Origin of the sequence: Corynebacterium aurimucosum (genome assembly GCF_030408555.1) — a bacterium.
GTDB lineage: Bacteria > Actinomycetota > Actinomycetes > Mycobacteriales > Mycobacteriaceae > Corynebacterium > Corynebacterium aurimucosum.
The window spans coordinates 445,173-470,983 of sequence record NZ_CP047048.1 but is presented as its reverse complement, the minus strand read 5'-3'; the positions used below and the strand labels follow the sequence as shown (position 1 = coordinate 470,983).

The following is a 25,811-nucleotide window of genomic DNA, read 5'->3' as shown; positions in this document are numbered from 1 at the left end:
GCCGTCACGATTCAGTGGAATTCTTTACTCGGAATCGTCGGAAGCCGGGTCTTTGAAGTCACCGGTTTCTGCGTCGTAGCCTTCCAGCTGGGTCGGGTCGAAGTCCTCGGGAGTGTCCTTGAGGGCCAGGCCCAGGTTAGCCAGCTTGATCTTTACCTCGTTTATCGACTTCTGACCGAAGTTGCGGATATCCAGCAGGTCCGACTCGGTGCACTCAGCGAGCTCACCAACGGTGTGGATCTCCTGACGCTTCAGGCAGTTGTAGGAGCGGACGGAGAAGTTCAGATCCTCGATCGGCATGCTGTAGGCGGCGATGTACTCCGTCTCCTGCGGGGACGGGCCAATCTCGATGCCCTCAGCAGCGGTGTTCAGCTCGCGAGCCAGGCCGAAGAGCTCGACCAGAGTGCCGCCGGCGGAAGCCAGGGCGTCGCGTGCGGAAATCGAGTTCTTGGTCTCGACGTCGATGATCAGCTTGTCAAAGTCAGTGCGCTGCTCAACACGAGTAGCTTCGACCTTGTAAGAGACCTTCAGCACCGGGGAGTAAATCTGGTCAACCGGAATGCGGCCGATTTCTCCCGAGGTAGCAGCAGCCGGGACGTAGCCACGGCCGCGCTCGACGACGAGTTCCATCTCCAGCTTGGCGGACTCATTCAGCGATGCAATGTGCAGATCCGAGTTGTGGATCTCCACGCCAGCCGGCGGCTGGATATCGCCTGCAGTGACCTCACCCGGGCCTTCCTTGCTCAGGTACATCACAACCGGCTCGTCGGAGTCGGAGGACAGAACCAAGCCCTTGACGTTCAGGATGATCTCGGAAACGTCTTCCTTCACACCGTTGATGGTGGTGAACTCGTGGAGCACACCGTCAATCTTGATGGAGGTTACTGCCGCGCCCGGGATGGACGAAAGCAGCGTCCGACGAAGCGAGTTGCCAAGGGTGTAACCGAAGCCCGGCTCGAGCGGCTCGATGACGAACTTAGAGCGGGACGAGTCGATGAATTCCTCGGTGAGCTGAGGACGCTGGGAAATAAGCATGGAGTTTCTCCTTGTCGGCGCCCGCTATATGACGCCGGTAGAAGGGGTAAAGATGAAAGTGTCGAAGGATTACTTCGAGTAAAGCTCGACGATGAGCTGCTCCTGCAGCGGGACGTCGATCTGAGCGCGCTCGGGCAGCTGGTGCACGAGGATGCGCAGGGTGTCCGGAACGACCTGCAGCCACGCCGGAACGTTGGCGTCTACCAGGCGGTCCTGAGCCTCTTCGAACCATTCCATCTTCCGGGAACGCTCACGAACATCGATGATGTCGTACTGCGTAACGCGGAAGGAAGGAACGTTGATCTTCTTGCCGTTCACGGTGAAGTGACCGTGAGAGACAAGCTGGCGAGCCTGGCGGCGGGTGTTGGCCAGACCGGCGCGGTAGATCACGTTGTCGAGACGGGACTCGAGCAGAACGACGAGGTTGTCACCGGTCTTGCCCGGGAGACGGTTAGCCTCGGCGTAGTAGCGGCGGAACTGACGCTCCAGCACACCGTAGGTGTACTTTGCCTTCTGCTTCTCCTGGAGCTGCAGCAGGTACTCAGATTCCTTGATGCGGTTGCGGCCAGCCTGTCCCGGAGGGTACGGGCGACGCTCAAATGCCATGTCGCCGCCGACCAGGTCGACGCGCAGACGGCGGGATACGCGGGTAGCGGGGCCAGTATAACGAGCCATTTTCTTACCTCTTCCTTTCCCTTAAACCTTGCGGCGCTTGGTCGGACGGCAGCCGTTGTGCGGCTGTGGGGTGGCATCCGTGATCGAGGAAACCTCGAGGCCTGCAGCCTGCAGGGAACGGATGGCGGTCTCGCGGCCGGAGCCCGGACCCTTGACGAAAACGTCAACCTTCTTCATACCGTGGTCCATGGCCTTGCGGGCCGCGTTCTCTGCAGCCATCTGCGCAGCGAACGGGGTGGACTTACGGGAACCCTTGAAGCCGACGTGGCCGGAGGATGCCCAGGAGATGACAGCACCGTGCGGGTCCGTGATGGACACGATGGTGTTGTTGAAGGTGGACTTGATGTATGCGTGGCCAGCGGCCACGTTCTTCTTTACGACGCGACGACCACCACGGCGCGCGCCGGAACGAGTCTTGGGTGGCATATTTTACTTCTTCTTTCCTGCGATCGTCTTCTTCGGGCCCTTGCGCGTACGAGCGTTGGTCTTGGTGCGCTGACCACGAACGGGCAGGCCACGACGGTGGCGGATGCCCTGGTAGCAACCGATTTCAATCTTGCGACGGATGTCAGCCTGAACCTGGCGGCGGAGGTCACCCTCTACCTTCCAGGTAGCTTCAATGACGTCACGCAGCGCCGACAGCTGATCGTCGTCGAGGTTGTCGGTGCGCAGGTCGGGAGAAATGCCGGTCTTTTCCAGCAGTTCCTTGGCACGGGAAGGCCCGATGCCGTAGATGTAGGTGAGAGCAACCTCCATACGCTTGTTGCGCGGGAGGTCAACACCAGCTAGACGTGCCATATGGCTAGTCCTTTCGGGTTGTTACGATGGTTTTCTCCTCATCCGTCCCCCGCCACGCATACGCTTCGCCCCGGACCGTGCCGGGGTACTGTGGGTATGCTTAGCAGCGTGGGCTCAGGCCATCGCAGCCTGAGGTGAAAAAGGACGCAGCTAGTGCGTCCCGTGGGTGAGGAGGCTTACAGTCTTTACTTGTAGCGGTAGACGATGCGTCCGCGGGTCAGGTCATAAGGAGACAGCTCCACAACAACGCGGTCCTCCGGGAGGATGCGGATGTAGTGCTGACGCATCTTGCCCGAGATATGGGCGAGTACCTTGTGTCCGTTGTCGAGTTCGACGCGGAACATTGCGTTGGGCAGGGGTTCGACGATGCGACCCTCAACCTCGATTGCGCCTTCCTTAGCCATAACCTCTACTTTTCTGGTGAAGTGCGTGCCACGCTTGGCGACGCCCCCACCTGCATGTTTGATGTCTACTGCCTGGTGCCTCCAGCAACCACTTTGGCCGCATACAGACACCAGCACTAAAGCATACGCTGCGAGAACGGGTTTTCCAAATACAGAAACCTCCCGTCACCACATGGTGCGGGAGGCTGATGCCATGTAGCGGTGACTCGCTCACCGCAACGTCTTAGTAGATGAAGACCTTCGAGCCCATCGGCACATCATTCCAGTAGCGCACCGCATCCTGATGGGTCAGGCGCACGCAGCCATTGGACTGGTATGCCGGGGAACCCTCATGGAAGGCGTGGCCATTGTTGGTGAAGTACATGGCGTAGGGCATCGGGGCGTTGCCGAACTCCCAGGAGATCTCGTCCTTGATCTTGCGGTTGATGTAGAAGGTACCAGCCGGGGTTTCCTCACCCGGCTTGCCGACAGACATGCCCTGAGCGACGTAGGTGACGTTGCCGTTGCCATCCTGCAGCCAGGTACGGCTCCCACCACGATCCACGCAGATGCGTGCATCTGCCGGGCAAGGACCAACGTCGAAGCGCTGTGCCTGACGCTCAGCCTCAGCCTTGCGGGCAGCTTCCTCAGCGGCAGCCTTCTCGCGGGCAATCTGCTCAGCGTGGGCGCGCTCTTCAGCTTCGCGAGCGGCGCGGATCTCAGCATTCTTCTGGTCAATCAGACCCGGGAAGATCAGCTCGATGGCACCATCGATAACTGGGCGGAGGGCGTCAGCCGCCTGCGGGTTAACGCTCTGGAGCGTCTCCAGCATCTGGTTGCGGCTATTCCACGCGTTCTCGCGGGTCTGGCCAGCGAACTCATCAAGCTGGGACTGAACGTCGGAAGACAGGGTGTCGATCGAAGGAACCGTCTGTGCGTTGGCGGCCGGAGCCACCGAGAGAGTGGCGGTTACCAGGCCAATTGCGGTGGCGCGACGTAGGGAACGGGCGCCAACTAGGGAGCGAATCTTAGACATGGCAAAAGTATAAACCTTCCTTAGGCAAAATGCCTACCCAGGACACAGGTTTTAATATCGCTGAGTCAGGATGCGCGGACCATTCTCCGTGGCCGCCACCGTGTGCTCCCAGTGGGCAGATAGTGAACCGTCGAGCGTCACGACAGTCCAATCATCGTCGAGAACTTCATTGTCCTCGGTACCCAGGGTCAGCATCGGCTCAATGGCGAGGACGGAGCCCTCCTGAATAATCGGGCCACGTCCCGCCTTACCTTCATTAGCCAGGTAAGGCTCTTCGTGCATTTCACGGCCAATGCCGTGGCCACCGTAGCCATCGACGATGAATAGCCCCACGCCGAACTTATCCTCGGCGCGATAGGTAGCCTGCTCGAGGGCTGCGGAGACGTCGGTAAGCCGGTTGCCGGGAACCATGGCCTTGAGGCCTTCGTGTAGGACCCATTCGGTGGCGTCGCTCAGCGCCTGTGCCTCAGGGCTGAGCTTGCCGACGCCAAACGTCCACGCACTATCCCCCACCCAGCCGTCTAGCGTGGCGCCGCAGTCGATGGAGACGAGGTCTCCCTCGGCCAGGAGAAGGTCTTTGTGAGGAATACCATGGACAATCACGTCATTGACGGAGGCGCAAATAGACCCCGGAAAGCCGGCATACCCCTTGAAGGTGGGCACGGCGCCGGCATCCCGAATGGTGTGCTCGGCTACTTCATCGAGTTCGAGCGTACTCACCCCCACTGCCGCGGCGGCCCGCACGGCTTGCAGAGCGCGGCCGACAACTTCTCCGGCCGCCTGCATGGCGTCGAGCTCGCCCGGCGTGCGGGCGGGAATGGTCTTGGTGCGTCGTCGAAAAGCCATGGCGAGGTTGGCAGATTACTTGCCCATAGCCTGAAGGGTGCGCTCGTTGATCTCCTCAACGCTTCCTTCAGCCTTAATGGAGATGATGGCATCGCCGTAGTGCTCGATGAGCGGGAAGGTCTCCTCGCGGTAGACACCTAGGCGGGTGCGAATGGTTTCCTCTGTGTCGTCCGCGCGGCCGCGAGCAAGCATGCGCTCGACCACGACGTCCTCGGATACCTCAAAGTTCAGGACGCCATCGAGCTTCAGGCCCTTGTCGGCGAGTAGCTTCTCCAGGATGTCGGCCTGCTCCACGGTGCGCGGGAAGCCGTCGAGAAGGAAGCCGTCCTTGGCGTCATCCTGGTTGAGGCGGTCCTCCACCATGCGAGCCGTGACGTCGGTCGGCACCAGCTTGCCGGCATCAATGTAGGACTTGGCCTCTACGCCGAGCGGGGTGCCCTCACCAATGTTGGCGCGGAAGAGGTCACCGGTGGAGATGTGCGGAACGCCGAGCTTCTCGCTGAGGAGAGCGGCTTGGGTGCCCTTGCCGGCACCGGGAGGGCCAAGGAGTACGTAACGCATTACTTAAGCAGTCCTTCGTAGTTGGATTGTAGGAGCTGGGACTCGATTTGCTTGACCGTGGTCAGGGCCACCGAGACCATAATGAGGATGGCGGTACCACCGAAAGCGGAGGTACCAGCGGCACCAGCGCTGCCGATTCCAAGATCCAGGAGGATATTCGGCAAGACGGCGATAACCGCGAGGTAGATCGAGCCGACGAACAACAGACGGTTCATGACAAAGCCTAGGTACTCGGCGGTCGGTCGGCCCGGGCGAATGCCCGGGATAAATCCACCATACTTCTTCATGTTCTCAGCCTGCTCGGCCGGGTCATATTGAACCGAAACGTAGAAGTAGGAGAAGAAGATGGTGAGCACGAAGTACAGGACGATGTACTGCCAGGAGCTCGGCGACTGCAAGTGCGCGATGACATTGCGCTGCCACCAGTTATCAGACACGCCCGCGGAACCGGAGTTAACGATCTGGGTGATGAGCACCGGCATGTAGATCAGCGAGGAAGCGAAAATGACCGGGATAACGCCGGCCTGGTTGACCTTAAGCGGCAGGTAGGTGGAGGAACCACCGTACTGGCGGCGGCCCACCATGCGCTTGGCGTATTGCACCGGAATCCGGCGCTGGCCCTGCTCGATGAAGGTAATGCCCACGACGAGGAAGATGAGCCCGGCAAGAACCATGGCGAAGACCAGGCCGCCATTGTTCTGGAGGATGTTAACGCCGTCGGTAGGAAGGCGGGTAGCAATACCGGCGAAAATCATCAGCGACATACCGTTGCCGATGCCCTTCTCAGTAATCAGCTCACCCATCCACATCACAAGGATGGCGCCGGAGGTCATGGTGATAACGAGCACGATGAGGGTGAAGAAGTTGCGGTCCTCCGCCAGGACGCGCACACCTTGTCCTAGAAGCTGCTCGCGGTCCGCCAGAGCCACGATGCCCGAAGACTGCAGCAGCGCCAACGCCAGGGTGAGGTAGCGCGTGTACTGCGTCATTTTGGCCTGACCGGACTGTCCCTCCTTCTTCAACTGCTCGAAGTGGGGAATGACCACGGTCAGCAGCTGCACGATAATCGACGCCGTAATGTACGGCATGATGCCGATGGCGAAGATGGACAGCTGCAGGAGCGCACCACCGGAGAACAGGTTGATCACCGAATAGAGGTTGCCTGCTTCCTCCGTGAGGTCACGAAGCCGGCCGGCGATGGTGGCGTAATCAACGCCCGGCGACGGGATCTGTGCGCCAACGCGGTAGAGGATAATCAACACGAGCGTGAAGATGATCTTCTTACGCAGGTCGGCATCTTTGAAAGCCTGCAGAATGGCGGACACTACTAAATCCTCCTGGCCTACCGCGCTTGTTATGCGGTTCGAATTCGCCGCGCACGGGGGTGGATCTCATCTGTTCCCAAACTTTAAGAGTCTTTTTAAGGTCTCTCATAGGAACGGTTGAACACTTTTGACCCCATCACCCTACCAGCCTCGGCCTCATTCGCCACATTGACCCCGTCCATGCCACGCCGCTGGGCTCCCTATGGTTTTCTCCCTTAGCACCTTCTACAGATCGGGCCTACCATGGACCCCGTTGCTTTAAGGCAATGTCCTTACAAGATTTTTACATCTTTTCGACCTTTCCGGCGACGCCTGGAGCGTCTCGGAGTATGGCCGTGCTTTATCTGCCAGACGCCGAACCGAAAGAAGTATGTAATTTTATGAGTAAGCGATTCACCCCGATGACCGTGGCTGAGATTATCGATACCTTCGTCCCCAGCCCCAACCCCTTCCGCTGGGAGGCATTCGACGGCTCCTCCACCGGCCCGGCCGATGCGCAGTTCACCGTCAGGATTAACAACCTCCAGGGCTTGGCCTATATCGCTACTCACCCAGGGGACGTCGGGTTCGCCCGCGCCTATGTCACTGATGGCATCACGGTCGAAGGCGAACACCCGGCGCATCCCTATGGCATCTTCGACGCCTTGCATGCGATGTATGACAAGTTCTCCCGCCCGGACGCCAAGACACTGGCCCGGGTAGCCCGCTCCTTAGCCTCGCTGGGTGCCTTCCAAATCCAGCCGGTCCCAGAGGTTGAGCGCGCTTCCTGGCTGCGCCGCAAGCTGCACGAAGGCCTTTCCAAGCATTCCAAGGAGCGCGATGCGGAGGTCATCTCCGATCACTATGACGTGGGCAATGACTTCTACGAGCTTTTCCTCGGCGATTCGATGACATATACCTGTGCCTACTACCCCTCCCCCGACGCCACGCTGGATGAGGCTCAGGAAAACAAGTACCGACTCATCTTCGACAAGCTGCGCCTCAAGGAGGGCGACCGGCACTTGGACGTCGGCTGTGGCTGGGGCGGGATGGTGCGCTACGCCGCCAAGCGCGGTGTGAAGTCACTCGGTGTGACGTTGTCCAAGGAACAGGCTGAATGGGGCCAGGCCAAGATTAAGGAGGAGGGCCTCGAGGGCCTGGCGGAAATCCGCTTCCTGGATTACCGCGACGTCACCGAGGAAGGCTTCGATGCCATCTCCGCCATCGGGCTGCTCGAGCATATCGGTGTCAAGAACTATCCCAGCTTCTTCAGCTTCCTCCACGGAAAGCTCAAGCCGGGTGGTGTGATGCTCAACCACTGCATCACTTACCCGGATAACCATAAGACGCCGAAGGGCGGGTTCATCGACCGCTATATCTTCCCCGACGGTGAGCTTTCCGGCTCCGGCACCATCACCAAGTGCATGCAGGATGCCGGATTCGAAGTTGTCCACACGGAATCCCTTCGCTTCGACTACATGCGCACGCTGCGTGATTGGTGCGAGAACCTCAAGGAGAACTGGGAGGCAGCCTGCTCGCTGGTGGGTCTGCCCACCGCGCGCCTGTGGGCCATCTACATGGCCGGATCCGAGTGGGGCTTTGAGCACAACATCATCAACCTGTACCACTTCGTGGGCGTCAAACTGGGCGACGCCGGCTCCCGCGCCGGCGTTCCAGAGCGCCGCTGGTGGGAAGATTCGCGCTTCTAAAGACTTAAGGGAGTTTTATGTTGACCGATCTCATCCGCAATCACCGCAGCGTTGACGCAGTAGAGATCCCGCCGGTGGGTTGGAAGGCGCACCGGGAGGGCGTCGATAAGCTCCTGCGTAGCTTCCACGCCGTGCCGAAGGATAAGCGTGTGCGCCTGGCAAAGAAGACCTCAAACCTCTTCCGCGGGCGCAGCGGTGAGCACGCGGGGCTGGACGTCTCCGGTCTGGACGGGGTGATTGAGGTTGATCCCATTGCGCAGACCGCCGAGGTCCAGGGCATGTGCACCTACGAGGACCTTGTGGATGCCACCTTGCCGCACGGGCTCATGCCCTTTGTGGTGCCGCAGCTCAAGACCATTACGCTCGGTGGCGCCGTGACGGGCATGGGCGTGGAGTCCACGAGCTTCCGCGATGGACTGCCGCATGAATCCGTCCTGGAGATGGACATCCTCACCGGCACGGGGGATATTGTCACGTGCTCACGCGAGGAGAACGTCGATCTCTTCCGCCTCTTCCCCAACTCCTATGGCTCCTTGGGCTATGCGGTGCGCCTGAAGATTGAGCTGCGCGCGGTCAAGCCCTATGTGGAGCTGCGTCAGGTACGCTTCCACGACTTTGAGTCTGTGGCACGCACGCTTGACGACGTCTCCCGCACCCACTCCTATGACGATGTCGAAGTGCACGGCCTGGATGGCGTGGTCTTCTCACCCGAAGAATCCTATCTGGTCATGGCGCGGTTTACGGATGAGGCGGGGCCGACCTCCGACTACACGCGGGAGAAGATTTTTTACCGCAGCCTCCAGCACGCCCGAGGTATCCGCCGCGACCGCCTTACGGTGCGCGACTATATCTGGCGCTGGGACACGGACTGGTTCTGGTGCTCGCGTGCTTTCGGAGCGCAGAATCCGCGTGTGCGCAAGGTGTGGCCGCGGCAGCTGCGCCGCAGTTCCTTCTACTGGAAGCTCGTGCGCCTGGACCGCAAATACGAGCTGGAGTACAACTTCATCAAGAAGCCGAAGGGCCTGCCCCGCGGCGAGCGCGTGGTGCAGGACATCGAGGTCACACCGGACAATCTGCCGGAGTTCTTGGATTGGTTTTTCCAAGCCTCCGACATCCAACCAGTGTGGCTGTGCCCGATTCGGCTGCGCGAGGGCGTCGAGGAGCTCACTGGCACAGGCACGCTGGCCGCTGATTCCCCGGCTCCGTGGCCGCTGTACCCCCTGTGCCCGGGCCAGACCTGGATCAACGTGGGCTTTTGGTCAGGCGTGGAGGGCAATCACGTCGACCCCTCTGCCCCCGGCAATGGAGCCTTCAATCGCCTCATTGAAAACAAGGTCAGCGAGCTCGGCGGGCATAAGTCGTTGTATTCGGAGGCCTTCTATTCCCCCGAAGAATTTGCCAAGCTCTACGGCGGAAATCTCCCGGAGCGCATCAAGGCTGTCACCGATCCGGATGGCCGCTTCCCCGGCCTCTACGAGAAGACGGTCAACGACGCCTAGCGGCCCCGCATACATTCCATGCCGAAAACGCCAGAAGCCCTCCCGAAGGCCACTCGAAAGTAGCGCCGCGGGAGGGCGGTGGCTCTCACAGAGCCTGCAAAAGAATTACTTGGTTGCGGTGGCGGTGCCGCCAGCAGCCTCGATCTTCTCAACAGCAGACTTGGAGAACTTGTCAGCGGTGACGTTCAACTTAACGTTGATCTCACCGTTGCCCAGAACCTTGACCGGCTGGTTCTTGCGAACCAGGCCAGCAGCAACGATGTCCGCAACGGTGACGTCGCCACCGTTAGCGAAAGCCTCTGCGAGGTCAGCAACGTTGACTACCTGGTACTCAACGTGGTTCGGGTTCTTGAAGCCCTTAAGCTTCGGCAGACGCATGTGGATCGGCATCTGGCCACCCTCGAAAGCAGCGGAAACCTGCTTACGAGCACCGGTGCCCTTGGTACCGCGACCAGCGGTCTTACCCTTGGATGCCTCACCGCGGCCGACGCGGGTCTTGGGCTTGTTGGAGCCTGCGGCCGGGCGCAGGTCGTGGAGCTTGATGATATCAGCCATGGTTTACTCCCCTGCCACTTCTTCGACGGTGACCAGGTGACGCACCTTGTGAACCATACCGCGGATGATCGGGGTATCCTGCTTCACAACAGAGTGACCGATGCGCTTGAGACCAAGCGACTCCATGTTTGCGCGGTGGTTCGGCTTGGTGCCCACAAGGCCCTTTACCTGAGTAATCTTCAGAGCCATTGCTTATGCCTCCTGACCTGCGCGCTTGCGCAGCATCTGGGCCGGTGCGACCTCCTCGAGGGACTTGCCACGACGTGCGGCAACTTCCTCAGGGCGAACCAGCTGCTTGAGGCCGTCCACGGTAGCGCGGACGACGTTGAGAGCGTTGTCGGAGCCCAGGGACTTCGACAGAATGTCCTGCACGCCAGCGCACTCAAGCACCGGACGAGCAGCACCGCCGGCGATGACACCGGTACCCGGAGCGGCTGGCTTCATCATCACGATGCCAGCTGCGTCGCGACCCTCGACCGGGTGGGTAATGGTGCCAGCAATCATCGGGACGCGGAAGAAGTTCTTGCGAGCCTCTTCTGCACCCTTCTGGATTGCGGCCGGGACTTCCTTGGCCTTGCCGTAGCCGACGCCCACCATGCCCTGGCCGTCGCCGACGACGACGAGAGCGGTGAAGGACATGTTGCGGCCACCCTTAACGGTCTTAGCGACGCGGTTGATGGTCACAACGCGCTCAATGTACTTATCGCGCTCGTTGTCCTGGTGGTTGCGGCGGTCGTTACGACGGCCGTTGTTGCGACCCTTGCGGTCGTTGTTGTTCTCGGCGGAGCGTCCGCCGTCACGCTGTTCACGGTCCGACATTAGGCGTTCCTTCCGTTGATGTTTCCGTATGCCTTAATCATTAGAACTGCAGACCACCTTCGCGAGCGGCGTCGGCCAGCGCAGCAACGCGGCCGTGGTACTTGTAGCCTGCACGGTCGAAGACGACCTGCTCGATGCCAGCGGCCTTGGCGCGCTCAGCGATGAGCTGGCCTACCTTGGCAGCCTTGGCCTTCTTATCGCCCTCGAGTGCGCGCACGTCGGCTTCCATGGAGGAAGCGGCAACCAGGGTGTGGCCGGCCAGGTCGTCGATGACCTGAACGTGCATGTGGCGGGAGGAGCGGTGAACGACCAGACGCGGTGCCTCAGGGGTGCCGCGGAGGGTCTTACGGATGCGGAAGTGGCGGCGCGCGCGTGCTTCACGACGACGCGAGGAAATGTCCTTGCCAACCGGGGTGCGCTTTGCGTTTTCAGTGTTAGCCATTGCTTACTTACCCGTCTTTCCGACCTTGCGGCGGACCTGCTCGCCGTCGTAGCGAATACCCTTGCCCTTGTAAGGATCGTCCTTACGCAGGCGGCGGATGTACGCGGCGACCTGTCCAACCAGTTGCTTGTCAATACCAGATACGGAGAGCTTGGTTGCGCCATCCACAGCGAAGGTGATGCCCTCCGGAGCCTCGATGAGGATCGGGTGGGAGTAACCCAGAGAGAACTCCAGGTCCTTACCCTTCTGCTGGACACGGTAACCAACACCGAAGATTTCCATCTTCTTGGTGTAGCCCTCGGTCACGCCAACAACGGCGTTGTTGACCAGGGAGCGGGCCAGACCGTGCAGGGCGCGGTTCTTGCGGTCGTCATCCGGACGGGAGACCTTGATCTCGTCATCCTCGACGGCTGCGGTGATCGGCTCCGGCAGCTCAACCTCGAGGGTGCCCTTGGCACCCTTAACGTTGACAACCTGGCCATTGATGGTGATGTCGACGCCCTTCGGGACGGCGATAGGTGCTAGACCGATACGAGACATGTGTCAATCCTCCCTTACCAGACGTAGGCGAGAACTTCTCCGCCTACACCCTTCTCCTGAGCCTGACGGTCGGTAAGCAGACCCTGAGACGTGGAAATGATAGCCACGCCCAGGCCGCCCAGAACCTGCGGCAGTTCGGTGGACTTTGCGTACACACGCAGACCCGGCTTAGACACGCGACGCAGACCCGAGAGGGAACGCTCACGGTTGTTGTACTTAAGCTCGAGGGACAGCTCGTGGCCCTCGACGGAGTAGTCAGCGATGTAGCCTTCCTGCTTCAAGATCTCAGCGATGTTCGCCTTGAGCTTGGAGGTCGGCATCGACACGACGTCGTGGTGCGCATTAGATGCGTTGCGCACGCGCGACAGCATGTCGGCAATAGGATCAGTCATAGTCATATGAGTGACCTTTAACCTTTCTCGTTGCGGTTCCCACAAAAGCTCACCAAAGCGTTTTCCGTGTGATTTCGGGCTACTCACGCTCCCCGCGGTCAATACCACGAGGCGCTCGCCACCCTTTGATACAGACAACGGTCCGCTATCTACGGCGAGGGGCCTACAACAAAGTAGATGTGTTCAATTCTTCCGGCTTGGCACGTTTCCGCACCTCCTGCACTGTTTTCGCGGCACAGGAGTGGAAAAATGCAAGTCCGTCGGATTACTCTACCCGCTGACATGCAGTTTTCCAAAACGCGTTAGCATAGGAAGCCATGAGCGAAACACCTGATCCGATCCGCACCGCCCATCAGTGGCTGAAGGAGGCTGCCGAGCTGATCGGCGCCTCTCCCGAGGAGGCCACCGCTTTGATCAAAGAACTTCTCGATCTGACCAAAGACGTTGCGCATACCCAGTCCCGGCCCGCCGCTCCCCTAACCGCTTACCTGGTGGGGCTCGCGTCCAAGAACACCGATGAGGCCCGTGCACACATTGCCACCTTGAAGGAGGCCCTCAACCGATGAGCGGGCGCGTCAACGCCACATTCGCACTGACCAAGGTGCGCCTCGATGAGAACGGCCACGTCACCCAAGTCGATACCCGTGGCGATTCCGTCGCCGGCGAGGAGCCGCTGGAGATCCGCGTCGGCGGGCAAACACTAACGACGACGATGCGCACCCCGGGACACGACGTCGAGCTGGCACATGGTTTCCTCCACTCCGAAGGACACATTGAGAAGGTCAGTGACGTCCGGGGGGCCCGCTACTGCGCCGGCGCCTCGGTGGATGGGCGCAATCCCTATAATCTGCTCGACGTGGAGCTGGCTAACCCCCACGCGCTCACGCTCGCCGATCTGCGTCTGACCACCACCACGTCCGCCTGCGGCGTGTGTGGCACCTCCTCCATCGAGGCACTCATGAAGCAGTCACGCTACGAGATTCCACAGGTGCCGGTGGATCCGGGGGTCGTCGCCAAGCTGCCCGAGGCCCTCAAGCGGGAGCAGAAGCAGTTCCGTAAAACCGGAGGTATTCACGCTGCCGGGGCCTTTACTCTCGACGGCGCTCCCGTCGTGGTGCGCGAGGACGTCGGGCGGCACAACGCCGCCGACAAGGTCATCGGCAACCTGCTCATGGAAGGAAAGCTGCCCGCCAGTGACCTCATTCTGGTCATGAGCTCGCGCGCCAGCTTCGAACTCGTCAATAAAGCAGCGATGGCCGGCTTCGGCATGCTTGTCGCGGTCTCCGCAGCCTCCTCCTTAGCCGTCACAACCGCCCGGGAGACGGGCATGGCGCTCGTCGGCTTTACCCGCGGCGACCGATTCAACCTTTATTCGGGTCAACTTAGTCGCGATACGCTTCCGGGCCGGAGTTAAGCCACGCGTAGACCCCACCCATGAGGAAGCCACCGCCGATGAGGTTTCCCATCCACGCGATGGACCAGTTGGTGAGCACCGCGCCCAGGCTAAAGGCATCGGGCAGCGGGCTAGCACAGAAGACCGTCAGCAACATCAGACAGAAGTTCGCGATGACGTGCTCAAGGCTTAAGCCCACAAAGCACGCGATGATGGGAACGATGACGAAGAATTTGGACACCAGCTCCTTGGCCGAGATCGCCCCGATGATCGCCATGTTCACCACGAAGTTGGCAACGACGGCCTCGACGAAAAGACCGCCCGGGGTCTTCTCCAGCTTCCCCGCCGACATCGTGGCGATAAGGTGACCCGGGTCCATGTTTCCCAGCTTCGCGGACACCGACATGGCGGCGGCAAAAATCACTACGCCGACGAGGTTAAACAGCGTGGTCACCACGAGCAACCACAGCGCCTTTCCCCACCCCACCTGCTTCTTCACCGCGCCGTAGACCATGTACATCATGTTGCTGGTGGCCAAATCAGCACCCAAGATGACAATGGCGAACAGGCCGAGCCCGAAAAGCGCAGCGAAAACCAAGGAGCCTAAGCCAGTCGCGTGCTTTTCGACACCCATCCCCACTACGCCAGCGAATGCCGTGCCGATGGCTAGGTACGCGCCCGCCAGGGTAGCTCGCACGGCGAAACGGGCGAGGGATTCGTCGAGAAGCGTGAGCTTCTTCTTCACCGCAACGGCGGCGGCTTCGTTGAGAGACATCCAGTACCTCACTGGCTCGAGAAACGTTAAGGCACCCGATATCGTACTCCGTGTCAGGACGCGCGAAACCCCCGGCCTCCTTGCAGGGAGTACCGGGGGTCGTTCTCTATCTCAAAGAGAAAGTGTCGCCGCTTACTTGAACGGGAAGCCGAGCTCGCGCAGGAGCTTGCGGCCTTCCTCGTCGTTGGTAGCGGAGGTGACGACGGTGATGTCCATACCGCGCGGGCGGTCCACCTTGTCGATGTCGATCTCGTAGAACATGGTCTGCTCGCTGAGGCCGAAGGTGTAGTTGCCGTGGCCGTCGAACTGCTGGTCGGAGAGACCGCGGAAGTCGCGAATACGCGGCAGCGCGATGGTCAGCAGGCGGTCCAGGAACTCCCACATGCGGTCGCCACGCAGGGTAACGCGTGCGCCGATGGGCATGCCCTCACGGAGCTTGAAGTTAGCGATGGACTTCTTAGCGCGACGCACCTGCGGCTTCTGGCCGGTGATAGCGGTAAGGTCCTCGAGAGCGCCGTTGATCATCTTGGAGTCGCGGGCAGCGTCGCCCACACCCATGTTGACGACAACCTTGGTGACGCCCGGAATCTGCATCACGTTCTCGTACTTGAACTCTTCGTTCAGAGCCTTCTTGATTTCCTCGCGGTAGCGGGTCTTCAGACGCGGAGTGTAGTTCTCGCTCATTTTAGATGTCCTTCCCGTTGCTACGTGCGATGCGGACCTTCTTGCCGTTTTCGTCGAAACGGTAGCCCACGCGGGTCGGGTTGCCCTCGGAGTCAACGATCGCAACGTTGGACACGTGGATCGGAGCTTCCTGGGTCACGATTCCGCCGGACTCGGCGCCACGCTCGGTAGCGGAGTTAGCAACGTGCTTCTTAACGCGGTTGACGCCCTCAACGAGGACCTTGTCGCGCTTCGGGTATGCCTCGATGACCTTGCCCTTCGCGCCCTTGTCCGGGCCCGAAATAACGATCACCATATCGCCCTTATGAATCTTCATAAGACTAGATCACCTCCGGTGCGAGAGAAACGATCTTCATGAAGCGCTTGTCACGAAGTTCGCGAGCAACCGGGCCGAAGATGCGGGTACCGCGCGGCTCGTTGTCACCCTTGAGAATAACTGCGGCGTTTTCATCGAATGCGATGTAGGAGCCGTCCGGACGACGGGTCTCCTTCTTGGCGCGTACGATGACGGCCTTGACGATGTCGCCTTCCTTTACGTTGCCACCCGGGATGGCTTCCTTGACAGTGGCGACGACGATGTCACCAATGCCAGCAAAACGTCGAACGGAGCCGCCGAGAACGCGGATGACGAGGAGCTCTCGTGCACCGGAGTTGTCGGCGACGCGCAGACGCGATTCTTGCTGAATCACTATGGGTCTCCTGACCTGGATTAATGTGCGCCAAGATTTCCGTCCTTGACACACGCGGTCTATGTACATGGATACTTGCAGGGCTTATTCAACGAACAACTGTCGATGGGTCTCGGGGCACACGGTTCGGAAACGCACCGCCTGCGCCGGCCGGCTGCAAGCAACCTAAATATTGAACCATAGAGACTCGCGTTTGCCAAAACGTTCCGCGCGCCCTCTGCAGCACTCGCCGCAACACACATCACAGCCGAGCCGCTCACGCGACGCACCCCCATCGACCGCCGCGCCCCTCGCCTACCGCGCGCCATTTCCTGTCAGCGAATTTAGCCCCATTACGTTGTTAGTAGTTCCACCCCAGGGCACCGAAGATTCATAGCCTGTCCGCCCGAGTGGGCGGGCTATGTTTATGCCCGTTCCCGCCGCCCGAAAGGACAGTGGAACTAGTCGCTGGCTTCGGTATGGCTTATTGCTGTCCCTGTTAAGATGAGGTGCCTCAGGTTTTGTTCCGTTTGAGTAGATAGGAAAATTTGGAACATGCCAACGAAGTTTAATCAGGATGCGAAGGACCGAGTGGTCCGCCTCGCGGAAGACCGCATCCTGACGGAGAACATTTCCATGCAGGCAGCCTGCAAGATCGTGGCACCAAAGCTGGGCGTCTCGTGGCACACAGCGAGGCAATGGACGCAGGCCGCTCGTCGCGAAGGACGTGTTGTGGAATCAATGCCCGAAGACCTTGCTGCAGAAAAACGCAAGGTTGCGTCGAGAAAATCACGAGCTGCGCGACACCAACGAGTTGTTGAAAGCCGCCTCAGCTTTTTCGCATCCGAACTCGACCTGAAAAGTTAAGAAATGATCCGATTCATCGATCGTCGATGAGCATCGGAATCGTTTCTCAGTCGAGTTCATCTGCCAGACGTTCAACACGCATCGCGAAGGCGGTTTTCTTAGCTCGCGTGGGTACCGCCAATCCAAGACCCGGGGCTTAAGCTCCCGCGCCCTTCGCGACGCTACCCTTGTAGAGCATATTCGCGACGTTCACGCTGAAAATTACGGCGTCTACGGCGTGCGGAAGATGTGGCGCATGCTGCAACGCCAGGGCGTTGACATTGGGCGTGAGCAAACAGCCCGGCTGATGCGCAGCGCTGGTCTGTCCGGCAAGGGAAAAGGTGGGGCACCAATTACGACGCGTAAGCCCACAGGCCCGGATCTTCGCCCAGATTTGGCAAATCGTGAGTTTAAGGCTCCTGGCCCTAATCGTCTGTGGGTGGCGGACATTACGTATGTGCGCACCAGGAAAGGGTTTGTGTACACAGCTTTTGTCACTGATGTGTACTCCCGGAGGATTGTCGGGTGGGCGTTGTCTGATTCGATGCGCACTGAGGCGTTGCCGCTGCGGGCGCTCAACCAGGCGATCGTGTGCGCCACGGAAACGGCGGGCCTAATTCATCACTCGGACCACGGGTCGCAGTATGTGAGCATCGTCTACAACGAGCGCCTGGCTGAGCATGGAATTACGGCGTCGACCGGCACTGTTGGTGATTCCTACGACAATGCTCTGGCGGAGAATGTCAACGGCTCCTACAAGAATGAGCTGATTCATAGGCGAACGTGGGCCGATGTCGTCGACGTGGACATCGCCACGTTCGAGTGGGTTAACTGGTGGAACGAATCACGGCTCCACCAGAGCCTAGGCTACCGCACCCCGGCTGAAGTCGAAGCCGAAATATGGGAACACCACCCCAGTCGAAAAATAATGGAAATCAAGGCAAATGCCTAGGAAAAACCCGGGGCACTTCAGTTATGCCTTCTGGCGGATTCAGGTAGGTAAATAGCGTTCCGTCGTTGATAAGTTCATTGAGCCTGTTGAAGCTTCGCCTAGCGCCACGGTGCGTGAACCAGAATTTTTGACTCGGCTTGACCCACCGCGGTATATCCGCGGCTTTTACCTGGCTGCGGTATGTTTTCTCTTTTAGCCAGGGGCCGAATGTCACGCTGGCCTTGTGGACTCTAGTAATGAACTCGCGTGCTTCATCTTGAGTTTCGATATGTGTGAGCTGATACGCGAACTTGCGCAGTGCTTTATGTGCCAGATAGCGGGGATGACGTGAGATGTCGGTGAGGATATTGCGCTGAACATGAACGAGACATCGCTGGATTTTGGTATCTGGCCAGTGCTTTTTAATGACTGCGCGGGCACCGCCAGAGCCGCCGATCGTGACGATTAGTGGTGGTGCGAGCATGTCTAGGAGTCTGGCGTAGTTGTATTTTGATTCCCCGGTGCACCACAGCCAGGCCACGGGGTGTTCCGCGGTGCACGCAACAAGCAGGCATTTCTTGTGAAAGTAGGTGCCGTCGATAAACAACTGGTCGTAGACGCGGAACTTGTCGGTATGTGAGGGCACCACGATGAACCAAAAGAAGGTAAACCACCGGGTCAGTGTGCGTCGGGTGACGTGAAGGCGGTGTGCTATGCGTTGGGCTGGTTCACCAGTGAGGACCCAGTCTAGAAAGACTTTGAAGTGCTGGATATTGGCGGTGTTGGCCCTGGTGCCGGTTTGAGAAGCGTTGCAGTTGGGGCAACGCCAGCGTGGGGTTCTGGCTGTTGTTGTGCCGTTCTTGTGCATGCTTGTGTTCCGCAGATCGGGCATGCTGGGCGATTCCTAGACCTGTCATAAGAATTGCCGTAGCAGATTCAAATACCACAGGTTGGCAATGACCGGCGTATTTGAGGGCTAAACCTCGGTTGGAACTGATTCCAATTCAATATCCGCACATTGCCCCAGCTCAAGGAATGAATCGACACCACAAATCCCACACAAATGTCCCTTAAGCCTGTTACCTACTAAAAGTAGGAAACAGAGGCACCCAACCCCCCAGGATCACAACAACTTGACAATTGGCGTGCCTAAAACAGCTTGATCAATTTTCTGTAATTCTCTAAGCTTTGTACTCAATTCTCGGTTAATTCAAAAGCTTTTCCTAAAAGCAGTTGTTTTATAAACCGAATAAATCTGCGCGCAGGCTTTCTGCGCTGCTGCGACCAGTAATGCTCAACTAAGGAACTCATGACGACTCCCAATCTCCGTCCCGCGAGTACCCTCGCTGTCATCCCGGATCGTTCGTCCGACGCCCCGGCGCTGTACACGGGGGCCAAGCGCATCAGCGACATTCTACTCTCCGCAACGGCGCTCATTCTTCTCTCTCCTGTCCTGCTCATCGTTGCGCTCCTCATCAAGCTTGACGATGGCGGCCCGGTCTTCTTCGCGCAGACCCGCGTCGGCTACCGCCAGGGACACTTCACCATGCTCAAATTCCGCACCATGCGCACGAACGCCGAGCAGCTCGTGGACCAGCTCCTGGACCTGACCCCTGTTAGGTAGACACCTGATATCCAGCCCTGTTGGGTTGGGAAGAAAGGTAATCTACCACCATGCCTAGGTACTCCGAACAGTTCAAACGTGATGCTGTGGCCCTCTACGAAAACAATGAGGACCTCTCACTTCACGCGGCTTCAGCAGAGCTAGGAATCAATCGTTCCTCACTTTATTCCTGGCTTAAGCAGTACGGCACCGGCAAGCGTGTCCGCACAAAAAGCATGCGCGACAAGGCACAGGCGACGACTGATTCTGAACGAATCCGTCAGCTAGAAAAAGAAGTCTCTAAGCTTCGTGAAGAACGCGATATCCTGCGTAAGGCCGCGAAATATTTTGCCGAAGAGACACGCTGGTAATCCGCTTCCAGTTTGTCTATGACCATCGAACCGAGTACTCGGTCAAGCGGATGTGCCACGTGTTAAAGCTCAATCGCTCCTCGTTCTACAAATGGGTCAACACCCGCGAAAAACGCAGGTTAAAGATGTGTTCGGATGCTCTTATTGGTGCACGAATCAAGAGCATCTTCGATGATGAGCACGGGCTTTATGGTGCTAAACGCATCGCTGCAAGCCTTAAAGCCGATACGGACTTTCCTCCGATCAATCACAAGAAGGTCGCACGCATTATGAAATCCATGGGGCTAAAAGGCTTTACCAAACAACGTCGATGTGTCACTACCAGGCGCAAGCCTGGTCATCGAGTCATGCCAGATTTAGTAGGCCGCAAATTCACCGCTGATAAGCCGAACCAGGTGTATGTAGGCGATATCACCTACCTGCCGTGTAAGGGAGGCAAGAACATGTACCTTGCCACAGTCATCGACGTCTACTCGCGCAAACTTGTCGGTCATGCGCTCGCCGATCACATGCGGGTATCGCTGGTTATCGAAGCTTTGTCCCATGCCAGCAAGGTTCGCGGAAGCCTTAAAGGGGTAATTTTCCATTCTGATCATGGCAGTGTGTACACCTCACAGGCTTTTCAAGACCACTGCACCCAACTTGGTGTTCGCCAATCCATGGGAGCAGTGGGAACGAGTGCCGATAATGCCCTGGCAGAATCGTTTAACGCCACTTTAAAGCGTGAAGTTCTGCGAGATAGGAAAGTTTTTGACAATCCCATCATCTGCCGCCAAGAAGTCTTCCGATGGTGCATGCGCTACAACACGCGCAGACGGCACTCCTGGTGCAACCTTCTAGCCCCCGATGACTTCGAAGCACTCACATCAGCTACACTGACCCAAGCAGCATAGCTAACCCCCGACGTGTCTACTTTCCGGGGGTCAGGCCCCCTCGCCGCCCAAGCCTCCGCAGGCAACGCTGGCAACGAGGTGCTCTTCAAGCTGCAGGACGACCCGCGCATCACGCGCGTGGGCCGCTTCTTGCGCCGCACAAGCCTCGACGAACTGCCACAGCTCTTCAACGTGCTCACCGGCCGCATGTCGCTTATCGGACCGCGCCCGCCGCTGCCGCGCGAGGTCGCCAAGTTCACCCCGCGTGAGCTGGGCAAGTTCAACGCCAAGCCGGGAATCACGGGCCTGTGGCAGGTTATGGGGCGTTCCACCTTGTCGTGGGAAGACTCCATCAACCTGGACCTGCGCTACTGTGCTGAGCGTTCGTTCGGCATGGACATCATGATCTTCTTCCGCACCTTCAAGGTGCTTGCCACGCAAGAAGGCGCGTACTAAACCGCCTTCTTCGCCACTTAGCTCCCCCTGCGGTGTTCTCACTCCCTGACGGCCGCAGAGGGAGCTCTTTCGTCGCTCATGCCATATGCGCCACGGCAGTCACGGCGCGCAGGCCCGAGGAGCCGCGGCGGGCCGGCGCGCTCGCCAACGCAGCAAGGCTGCTGGCGACAGAAAACTGACGGCAGAGAAAAAGCCTGGCTCCAGCATTTGCTGGAGCCAGGCTCTTGTGCGTGAGGGATTTAGCCGCGGTGGAAGCCCGTGGCGTCGGCCTTGTGGGGCAGCACCCGAAGGTCAGACACGATGCGCGGCAGGCGGCGCAGGAAGCCGACTGCATCGACGGTGTAGCGGCCGATGAGTCGGCGCGGCTCGTGCGCTATGCGCCACGCCCAGCCTAGGCGGTACTTGTGGACCCACACCGGGAAGTACTGCTCATTGGCGGCCAGCTGATCGATCCAGCCACCGGCGGTACACACGATGGCTTCGGGCAGCGCAACGTGCAGCTCGGCAGCGACTTCCTCTTGCAGCGGTGCGCCTAGGCCCAGCACGACGACGTCGGGACGCCAGGCGCGCAGCTGCGACGGATCGCGGCGCAGCTCCTTGAGCTCGCCGTAGCCGTCGAAGGCGCAGGTCTGGTGCCCGCCGATGCGCTCCGCCGCCCGCGTCGCCACGCCCGGCGCGGAGCCGATGAACGCAATGCGCTGGTCCGGCTCGAGGACGTCACGAAACAGGACCGGAAGGACGAGGTCGGCCGAGGTGCGGCCCATGTCCATGCCGCAACGCGCCAGCATGAGCTGAAGCAGCGTGCCGTCGATGCCGATGTCCGTCATGGTTTCGAGCGCAGACCACTGCGCCTGCTGCACCGACCAGTGGTTAAGCCATGTGACCACGGCGCCGGGTCGTGCGATGCGCCGAGCGAACTCCGCCACGGCCGGATCCGGTGCAGGTGATGCGCCCGCGCTGGACGGGACGCGGTCGGTGGTGCTGTTATACGTCATGCGGGATTCTCCTTATTGTTCCGCGTCTGCGTCTGCAGAAGCTGCAGCGTCAACGTCGTCGGCAGCGGCATCGTCAGTGAGCTCGGCTTCTGCGGCATCGTCATCGGCTTCTGCGACGGAATCCTCGGCGAGGTCCGCGGCGGCTTCGGCCAGCGCGGCGAGGGCGGGATCGCCCGAGGGCTCGGTGACCGTGGCGCTGAGGTCGAAGACGAAGGACGGAGCCGACTTATAATTGAGGTGGGTTTCGACGGCCAGGCGGTTGCTGCCCGCATGGAAGCGCGACAGCGGAACCTCGACGACATAGCGGTCGCGCGCGGCAACCGACGCGCTCACGGAGCTATCCGCATACGCGGTGTGGGCGACCTCAGACCGAGGCTCGCCCAAGCGGACGCGGCCGACTTCCTCGCCGTTGAGTCGCACAAGCGCGGCATCGTCGGCCCGGACCTCGAGACGCACCACCGCGTCGTCGCCGTGTTGTTCACGCAAGGCGGCGAGGTCGTCCTCAGAGAGCTCAATGTCGTTAACGAAGTACGCGGTGTTCGCGGCGTAGGTCAACGGCGTGGCAACGTCACCAGCACCCCAGCCGATGGGAGCGGCGTCCTCGTTCCAGTCTGCGACGTCGAGGGTGGTGGCCCAATCCTCGGCGGGGGCATCGGCAGCGTAGGAGTAGCGCCAGTCCGCGCCCGCGGCGATGAGCTCGCTGCGGTCCACCGGAATCTCCGTGATGGTGGCCGGTGCCGAATCCGTGACGAGCAACGACGCGTCGAAAGTCAGGGACGGGCTGGACTTGTAATTGAGGTGGGTTTCCACAGCGACGATATTTTCGCCGGGCTTCAAGTAATAGGACGGGATGTCGATCGTCGTGCGCTCCTCTGCGGCGCGCGCGGCGGAGACCACGGCATTCGCGCGGGTGGTGTCCTTCACGTCGCCCTCGTCCATGCGGACGCGTCCGACCTCGTGGCCATTGACGTAGACCACAGCGCCATCATCGGCAATGACCTTAAGCGTCGCCGTCGTAAACGCTGTCGGGTCCGCGACGTCGAAGAGATGCGCAAACCACGCGGTGACGGGGCGCTGTGCCGCGGCCGGCGTCTGGAATTCGGTGCCGAGATCCGCGCCGCCGTAACCCAGCGGCGCAGCACCCGCCTGCCATCCGTCGCGCGTGCCCTCGGTGGTATTCCACGCAGCGTCCGGCGCGCCCTGGTTATAGGAGTACTGCCAGTCCGCGCCCGCGGCGATGAGCTGAGGGTCGTCGTAGCCGAGCGAACCTGCCTCCGGCGCGACGGCCACGTGGGTCGTCGCGGAACGGTTGCCCGCCTCGTCCACTGCTCGGACGAAGTAGCGGTCATCGCCACCGCGCGGCACGGTGGCGCGCGGGCTGATCGACGTCGCGACGACGCGGTCGTCACGCAAGACCTCGTAGCTGGCGGCATCGGAAGCCTCAGCCCAGGTCAGGCCGACGGTCTTCGCAGTAGATTGGTTGAAGGTGACCTTATCCGGCACGCGGGGAGCCTCGCGGTCCTGGGCCGGGTAGCGGACGAAGCCGCCGTTCCACTGTGCTGTGGTGAGATTCGTGCGGGAACCGGTGAAGTCGCCGCCAGCCCACAGCGCGCCGTCCTCCGCGATGAACAGCGACCAGCCGCCGCCGTTGTTCGACCCCAGCATGTACGGTGAGAACTCGCCCAGCTGCTTGCCGGTCTTGGCGTCCCAGGCACCGACCCACTGGATGTTGTCGATGCGGGTGCGGGACTCGCTCAGCGTCGGCCACGAGTAGGAATCCTGGTAGGCGTTCTCATTGCAGTGGCAGCTGGCGTAGGTGACCTCGCCGTTGGAAGCGATAGTCTGCACGTCGCCGCCGTTGGAGCTCATGATGGAGCCAGAGACGCGGTTCATGCTCTGCGGCTCGTAACCGAAGAGGGAGTGCTGGGCGCCGCCAATGAAGACGAGCTCGCCAGAATCCTCGATGGCTTGCTGGTAGGTGGCGCTGGTGTCGCTGGCCTGGAACTGGAAGTCCACGGCCGGAGCGGCACCTGCGGCCGTGGTGAGGACCGCTGCTTTGTTCACCGGGTTGTCCACGGACTTCGTGAAGTAGCCCGCCGCGTAGAAACGCCCGCCGTCAGCCGAGACGTCCGTGTCCACCACGGTGCCGTTGAATTCGGGATTCCACGAGCGGTCCGGCACGCCGTCCAGGCTCACGCGGCCTGCGGAACGCGCGTAGATGTAATTGTCGCCGCCGCTGGTGAGGTGGGTGAACTTACCGCCGAGGTAAACATGGTCCCCGGAGAGAGACAGCGCCTTGACGCTGATAATGCCGTCGCGCAGACGCGAGACGACGTTGAGCGTCCACGATGCATCGATAGCGCCCGTCTTCGGATCCACGAGGACGGTGCCGCGGTGCTCTTCGCCGCCGGCGCGCAGGAAATCACCGCCGATAAGCAGCTTGCCGTTGGGCAGAACGAGGAGAGCCTTGACCTGACCGTCGAGATCCACGGCAAAGTCGCGGCGGACCTCACCCGTGGTGGCGTCGAACGCGGCGACCGCGGTGCGCGGGAGGGACTCGCCCGTCGCGTGGTTTTCTGCCGCCGTGAAATTGCCGCCCACGAAGACGGTGTCGTCTTTTTGCGCAAAGGCCTGCACGGGGGCGTTACCCTCGGTGCTACGGCCGGTCAGGTTACCTGTCACGCCCCACTGCGTGGGCGACGAGAAGCTCGAGACGACTGCGGAATTCGTTACCTCGTCGAGGCCGGCATCCGGGATGGGCTCAAATCCGGCATCGGCGTTGCTCAGCTGCGGGCGCAGATACAGCTCCGCGTACGGCAGCGCGGCATATCCATTCGTGCTCCAAATAAATGAGTCAGCCCCCGTACGGCCGACCCTTTTCCACGGGCCATAGCCGAAGCCGATCTTGTATTGCCGGGCCCGCGTGGTGGAAATATCTATGCCGCGCAGGCCGATGGCGTTGCCCATGAACCTGTCCGTACGGTCTGCGCGGTACCACAAGGGCCCATTATCGAAACGGAAGAGCGCCGGGTCCTCGGCGGAAAGCGCCCACGACCAGTTCTCCATGCGCTGCGGTTTGATATCCGCGGTCTGCCAGCGCGTACCGGAGTTATTGGTGGCACGCACGACGCGCATACCCTCGTCCAACTCGTTGATGTGCTGGCCGCTCAGCAGACCATCGATGGTCTTGGTGGGCAGCTGCGCCGGAGCGAAGTCCGCCGGGGTGCGATCACGGCTAGTGAGCGCGGAAATATCGCCTTGGCCTGCGGGGTAACGGTCCCAACCTTCGCGGCCGCGACCAATCATGACCCAGCCGCCACCGTCCATTTCCTGATCGCAGAAGAATTCCTGCGGCGCCTCCATCTGCGGGGTGAGCAGCCAGTAGGAGCCGTTCTTGGCATCAGGGTTGTCTTGTTTAATAGCCCAACAGGACGCGGCAGCTCGGTCCGGGCTGGACCCGTCCCGCGTGACGACGGCCGGGGTGTCTTGTGCCGCTGGACTCGGCGCCGGCTCCTGCGCGCCTGCGACGGGCGCGAGGATACCGGCGCACAGCGCAACCGCTGCGGCGAGAAGCGAAAATCGTGAGTGAGACATGGAGTTCTTTCTAAAGTTGTGTTTCGCTG

The 25,811-nt window shown here is 60.4% G+C and carries 31 protein-coding genes; 9 read left to right on the top strand and 22 right to left on the bottom strand.

The genetic code is table 11. The features are described 5' to 3' along the window. Window positions 1–24: 24 nt before the first annotated feature. From CAURIM_RS02290 to secY, 9 genes are all read right to left on the bottom strand, one after another. Complete coding sequence (locus CAURIM_RS02290) at window positions 25–1,035, bottom strand: DNA-directed RNA polymerase subunit alpha (protein WP_010189530.1); 1,011 nt, start codon at window positions 1,033–1,035, stop codon at window positions 25–27. A gap of 69 nt (window positions 1,036–1,104) precedes the next feature. Continuing rightward, window positions 1,105–1,710: a 30S ribosomal protein S4 gene (gene rpsD, locus CAURIM_RS02285; protein WP_201828686.1), complete on the bottom strand. Its 606-nt coding sequence runs from the start codon at window positions 1,708–1,710 to the stop codon at window positions 1,105–1,107. 21 nt (window positions 1,711–1,731) lie between these two features. Continuing rightward, on the bottom strand, window positions 1,732–2,136 hold the full coding sequence (gene rpsK, locus CAURIM_RS02280) for a 30S ribosomal protein S11 (RefSeq protein ID WP_010189540.1): 405 nt from the start codon (window positions 2,134–2,136) through the stop codon (window positions 1,732–1,734). Between the two features lie 3 nt (window positions 2,137–2,139). Beyond that, the gene (rpsM, locus tag CAURIM_RS02275; protein WP_039673764.1) at window positions 2,140–2,508 is read right to left on the bottom strand and encodes a 30S ribosomal protein S13; all 369 of its coding nucleotides are present in this window, start codon (window positions 2,506–2,508) and stop codon (window positions 2,140–2,142) included. A gap of 185 nt (window positions 2,509–2,693) precedes the next feature. Beyond that, window positions 2,694–2,912: a translation initiation factor IF-1 gene (gene infA, locus CAURIM_RS02270; protein WP_003854422.1), complete on the bottom strand. Its 219-nt coding sequence runs from the start codon at window positions 2,910–2,912 to the stop codon at window positions 2,694–2,696. Window positions 2,913–3,135: 223 nt separating this feature from the next. Next, complete coding sequence (locus CAURIM_RS02265; protein WP_070446556.1) at window positions 3,136–3,927, bottom strand: L,D-transpeptidase; 792 nt, start codon at window positions 3,925–3,927, stop codon at window positions 3,136–3,138. Between the two features lie 51 nt (window positions 3,928–3,978). After that, window positions 3,979–4,773 (bottom strand): type I methionyl aminopeptidase, encoded by a 795-nt coding sequence (map, locus tag CAURIM_RS02260; RefSeq protein WP_201828687.1) that lies wholly within the window; start codon window positions 4,771–4,773, stop codon window positions 3,979–3,981. A gap of 15 nt (window positions 4,774–4,788) precedes the next feature. Then, entirely contained in the window at window positions 4,789–5,334 is a 546-nt protein-coding gene (locus CAURIM_RS02255) for an adenylate kinase (protein ID WP_070446560.1), read from the bottom strand. Then, window positions 5,334–6,659, bottom strand: a complete 1,326-nt coding sequence (secY, locus tag CAURIM_RS02250; protein ID WP_070446562.1) for a preprotein translocase subunit SecY — start codon at window positions 6,657–6,659, stop codon at window positions 5,334–5,336. The genes CAURIM_RS02255 and secY overlap by 1 nt, the downstream gene beginning before the upstream one ends. A 380-nt stretch (window positions 6,660–7,039) precedes the next feature. Between secY and CAURIM_RS02245 the strand changes: the two genes are divergently transcribed. Together CAURIM_RS02245 and CAURIM_RS02240 are read left to right on the top strand one after the other, a co-directional pair. After that, window positions 7,040–8,347 carry a class I SAM-dependent methyltransferase gene (locus CAURIM_RS02245; protein ID WP_201828688.1) on the top strand — a complete coding sequence of 436 codons (1,308 nt, stop codon included), beginning with the start codon at window positions 7,040–7,042 and terminating at the stop codon, window positions 8,345–8,347. Window positions 8,348–8,364: 17 nt separating this feature from the next. Beyond that, window positions 8,365–9,846, top strand: a complete 1,482-nt coding sequence (locus tag CAURIM_RS02240) for an FAD-binding oxidoreductase (protein WP_201828689.1) — start codon at window positions 8,365–8,367, stop codon at window positions 9,844–9,846. 105 nt (window positions 9,847–9,951) lie between these two features. Here the strand turns inward: CAURIM_RS02240 and rplO are convergent, their stop codons facing one another. Genes rplO through rpsH form a run of 6 tightly spaced genes read right to left on the bottom strand, consistent with a single transcriptional unit; the run spans window position 9,952 to window position 12,600 of the window. Further along, window positions 9,952–10,401: a 50S ribosomal protein L15 gene (gene rplO, locus CAURIM_RS02235; protein ID WP_070745620.1), complete on the bottom strand. Its 450-nt coding sequence runs from the start codon at window positions 10,399–10,401 to the stop codon at window positions 9,952–9,954. A 3-nt stretch (window positions 10,402–10,404) separates the two neighbouring features. Continuing rightward, a complete protein-coding gene (rpmD, locus tag CAURIM_RS02230; protein ID WP_010189565.1) occupies window positions 10,405–10,590 on the bottom strand; it encodes a 50S ribosomal protein L30 in 186 nt (61 codons plus the stop codon). A 3-nt stretch (window positions 10,591–10,593) separates the two neighbouring features. Beyond that, a complete protein-coding gene (gene rpsE, locus CAURIM_RS02225; protein WP_010189568.1) occupies window positions 10,594–11,220 on the bottom strand; it encodes a 30S ribosomal protein S5 in 627 nt (208 codons plus the stop codon). A 40-nt stretch (window positions 11,221–11,260) separates the two neighbouring features. Next, window positions 11,261–11,662: a 50S ribosomal protein L18 gene (rplR, locus tag CAURIM_RS02220; protein ID WP_010189570.1), complete on the bottom strand. Its 402-nt coding sequence runs from the start codon at window positions 11,660–11,662 to the stop codon at window positions 11,261–11,263. Between the two features lie 3 nt (window positions 11,663–11,665). Further along, window positions 11,666–12,202: a 50S ribosomal protein L6 gene (rplF, locus tag CAURIM_RS02215; RefSeq protein ID WP_010189572.1), complete on the bottom strand. Its 537-nt coding sequence runs from the start codon at window positions 12,200–12,202 to the stop codon at window positions 11,666–11,668. 14 nt (window positions 12,203–12,216) lie between these two features. Beyond that, the gene (gene rpsH / locus CAURIM_RS02210) at window positions 12,217–12,600 is read right to left on the bottom strand and encodes a 30S ribosomal protein S8 (RefSeq protein WP_010189573.1); all 384 of its coding nucleotides are present in this window, start codon (window positions 12,598–12,600) and stop codon (window positions 12,217–12,219) included. 311 nt (window positions 12,601–12,911) lie between these two features. Between rpsH and CAURIM_RS02205 the strand changes: the two genes are divergently transcribed. Next, window positions 12,912–13,160, top strand: a complete 249-nt coding sequence (locus CAURIM_RS02205) for a DUF6457 domain-containing protein (RefSeq protein ID WP_010189574.1) — start codon at window positions 12,912–12,914, stop codon at window positions 13,158–13,160. Beyond that, window positions 13,157–14,008, top strand: a complete 852-nt coding sequence (gene fdhD / locus CAURIM_RS02200; protein ID WP_201828690.1) for a formate dehydrogenase accessory sulfurtransferase FdhD — start codon at window positions 13,157–13,159, stop codon at window positions 14,006–14,008. Before CAURIM_RS02205 ends, fdhD begins: the two co-directional genes overlap by 4 nt. Here the strand turns inward: fdhD and CAURIM_RS02195 are convergent. The 4 genes from CAURIM_RS02195 to rplN all read right to left on the bottom strand — a co-directional run bounded on the left by CAURIM_RS02195 (window position 13,977) and on the right by rplN (window position 16,135). Then, window positions 13,977–14,762 (bottom strand): formate/nitrite transporter family protein, encoded by a 786-nt coding sequence (locus CAURIM_RS02195; RefSeq protein WP_070644444.1) that lies wholly within the window; start codon window positions 14,760–14,762, stop codon window positions 13,977–13,979. The genes fdhD and CAURIM_RS02195 overlap by 32 nt on opposite strands. Before the next feature lie 132 nt (window positions 14,763–14,894). Next, complete coding sequence (gene rplE / locus CAURIM_RS02190; protein ID WP_010189579.1) at window positions 14,895–15,446, bottom strand: 50S ribosomal protein L5; 552 nt, start codon at window positions 15,444–15,446, stop codon at window positions 14,895–14,897. 1 nt (window position 15,447) lies between these two features. Continuing rightward, complete coding sequence (gene rplX / locus CAURIM_RS02185) at window positions 15,448–15,762, bottom strand: 50S ribosomal protein L24 (protein WP_005527724.1); 315 nt, start codon at window positions 15,760–15,762, stop codon at window positions 15,448–15,450. Between the two features lie 4 nt (window positions 15,763–15,766). Next, window positions 15,767–16,135 carry a 50S ribosomal protein L14 gene (gene rplN / locus CAURIM_RS02180; RefSeq protein ID WP_010189586.1) on the bottom strand — a complete coding sequence of 123 codons (369 nt, stop codon included), beginning with the start codon at window positions 16,133–16,135 and terminating at the stop codon, window positions 15,767–15,769. Window positions 16,136–16,669: 534 nt separating this feature from the next. On the opposite strand from rplN, the gene CAURIM_RS12975 reads away from it, so the two are divergent. Both CAURIM_RS12975 and CAURIM_RS02170 read left to right on the top strand, forming a co-directional pair. Next, window positions 16,670–16,981 carry a hypothetical protein gene (locus CAURIM_RS12975; protein ID WP_010189588.1) on the top strand — a complete coding sequence of 104 codons (312 nt, stop codon included), beginning with the start codon at window positions 16,670–16,672 and terminating at the stop codon, window positions 16,979–16,981. Between the two features lie 19 nt (window positions 16,982–17,000). Next, window positions 17,001–17,912 carry an IS3 family transposase gene (locus CAURIM_RS02170; protein ID WP_029158952.1) on the top strand — a complete coding sequence of 304 codons (912 nt, stop codon included), beginning with the start codon at window positions 17,001–17,003 and terminating at the stop codon, window positions 17,910–17,912. Here CAURIM_RS02170 and CAURIM_RS02165 read toward each other — a convergent pair. Next, the gene (locus CAURIM_RS02165) at window positions 17,896–18,783 is read right to left on the bottom strand and encodes a transposase (RefSeq protein ID WP_201828691.1); all 888 of its coding nucleotides are present in this window, start codon (window positions 18,781–18,783) and stop codon (window positions 17,896–17,898) included. The genes CAURIM_RS02170 and CAURIM_RS02165 overlap by 17 nt on opposite strands. A gap of 417 nt (window positions 18,784–19,200) precedes the next feature. Between CAURIM_RS02165 and CAURIM_RS02160 the strand changes: the two genes are divergently transcribed. From CAURIM_RS02160 to CAURIM_RS02150, 3 genes are all read left to right on the top strand, one after another. Then, the gene (locus tag CAURIM_RS02160) at window positions 19,201–19,515 is read left to right on the top strand and encodes a sugar transferase (RefSeq protein ID WP_201828692.1); all 315 of its coding nucleotides are present in this window, start codon (window positions 19,201–19,203) and stop codon (window positions 19,513–19,515) included. A gap of 50 nt (window positions 19,516–19,565) precedes the next feature. Then, a protein-coding gene (locus tag CAURIM_RS02155; RefSeq protein WP_408909948.1) for an IS3 family transposase occupies window positions 19,566–20,758 on the top strand; the annotation gives its coding sequence in 2 pieces (ribosomal slippage) (window positions 19,566–19,848 and window positions 19,848–20,758; 1,194 coding nt in all). Between the two features lie 12 nt (window positions 20,759–20,770). Then, on the top strand, window positions 20,771–21,193 hold the full coding sequence (locus tag CAURIM_RS02150; protein WP_201828693.1) for a sugar transferase: 423 nt from the start codon (window positions 20,771–20,773) through the stop codon (window positions 21,191–21,193). Window positions 21,194–21,432: 239 nt separating this feature from the next. On the opposite strand, the gene CAURIM_RS02145 is transcribed toward CAURIM_RS02150, so the two are convergent. Together CAURIM_RS02145 and CAURIM_RS02140 are read right to left on the bottom strand one after the other, a co-directional pair. Further along, complete coding sequence (locus CAURIM_RS02145; RefSeq protein WP_201828694.1) at window positions 21,433–22,188, bottom strand: WecB/TagA/CpsF family glycosyltransferase; 756 nt, start codon at window positions 22,186–22,188, stop codon at window positions 21,433–21,435. A gap of 12 nt (window positions 22,189–22,200) precedes the next feature. After that, window positions 22,201–25,782, bottom strand: a complete 3,582-nt coding sequence (locus tag CAURIM_RS02140; RefSeq protein WP_236659328.1) for a fibrinogen-like YCDxxxxGGGW domain-containing protein — start codon at window positions 25,780–25,782, stop codon at window positions 22,201–22,203. Between the last annotated feature and the right edge of the window lie 29 nt (window positions 25,783–25,811).